We start from the raw sequence: 1,130 nt of genomic DNA, 5'->3' as shown, positions 1-1,130 counted from the left end.
GCCACCGGCCGCCGACGCCAACCCCTCCGATCACTGAACGCGGGTCAGTCTCCAACAGGAAGGTTTGTCATGTCTGATACAAGTCTTGACCTGTCCGAATGCCAGAAGGGCGACAAGGGGGACCCAGGCGACAAGGGCGACCCGGGTCCGGTCGGCCCCAAGGGTGACCGGGGCCCCAAGGGCTACCCTGGTGCCACCGGCCCCCCGGGGTGACACCGGGCCTACAGGCATCCAGGGTGACACCGGGCCCTCCGGCCCCAGGGGCGACAAGGGCGACGTCGGTCCCATGGGCCCCCAGGGGGAGCGCGGCCCCAAGGGTGACAAGGGAGTCGGCTGCCCCGGCCCCAAGGGAGACAAGGGCGATAAGGGGGACAAGGGCGACCCGGGCACTGCGCTCCTGGTCCAGCGGGCGAGGAAAGAGGCCCAGAGCTGGAACGACATCGGGAGCGGCTCCGTCGACCCCAACGAATGGCCGTACTTCAACGTGAAGGTCCCGCTGCCCGCCGCTTGCCCGGATACCAACTACCTGGCCGTCGCCTACATCCAGGGCGTCAGGTGGGGACGGGCCGCCATCCGTGACGCATGGGCCTTGGACACCGGGACCGTCAACGTCGAGGTGTCGCTGAACCCGGAGTTCTACGACAAGAGCCAGGAGAAGTTCTCGCCGTTCGCCGTTCGCGTCTCCACCATCGGAGGTGCGGCATGAGCGAGACCGTATGGATCCCGTCGAGCCGGGGTGTCGAGGTCCGCGCCTTCACCAACGCCTGGTTCCGCCAGTACGCCACCCTCCGGTTCTACTACGACGGCCAGAGCAACCCCTTCGACACCTGGCACCTCGAAGGGCAGGGCGAGGGCAACAAGGCCATGACGGGCTCGCAGCTGAACGGCTGCGGGATCCGCTGGGTGGCCCCGCACAGCCAGCGGTACAAGATCGAGGTCCACACCCAGTACCTGAAGAACGGCTCGCGACATGACCACCAGACCATGCCGGTGAGCAGCACCCTCGGGCTGTTCAACATCAGCATGGTGCTGTCCGAGGACGACGCCGACAAGGACTGGAACGACGCCGTCCTTCAGTTCACCTGGTGGACACCGCCCAAGTAAGGCGCGGACGTCCCGCCCAAGTCCCG

2 protein-coding genes are annotated in these 1,130 nt (G+C 67.3%); both read left to right on the top strand.

What is annotated here, in order from left to right; genetic code table 11:
* The first annotated feature begins 286 nt into the window (after window positions 1-286).
* Window positions 287-706, top strand: a complete 420-nt coding sequence (locus ACO1BR_RS40510; protein WP_426800113.1) for a hypothetical protein — start codon at window positions 287-289, stop codon at window positions 704-706.
* Window positions 703-1,104 carry a hypothetical protein gene (locus ACO1BR_RS40505; RefSeq protein ID WP_426800112.1) on the top strand — a complete coding sequence of 134 codons (402 nt, stop codon included), beginning with the start codon at window positions 703-705 and terminating at the stop codon, window positions 1,102-1,104. The genes ACO1BR_RS40510 and ACO1BR_RS40505 overlap by 4 nt, the downstream gene beginning before the upstream one ends.
* The last annotated feature ends 26 nt before the right edge of the window (window positions 1,105-1,130 follow it).

This window comes from Streptomyces sp. YGL11-2 (genome assembly GCF_050054615.1).
Classification (GTDB): domain Bacteria; phylum Actinomycetota; class Actinomycetes; order Streptomycetales; family Streptomycetaceae; genus Streptomyces.
This window is presented reverse-complemented; position numbering and strand designations above follow the sequence as displayed.

Bases quoted from the DNA above. Each gene is read 5' to 3' on its own strand.
- ACO1BR_RS40505 (WP_426800112.1), top strand. From the start codon at position 703: ATGAGCGAGACCGTATGGATCCCGTCGAGCCGGGGTGTCGAGGTCCGC.
- ACO1BR_RS40510 (WP_426800113.1), top strand. From the start codon at position 287: ATGGGCCCCCAGGGGGAGCGCGGCCCCAAGGGTGACAAGGGAGTCGGC.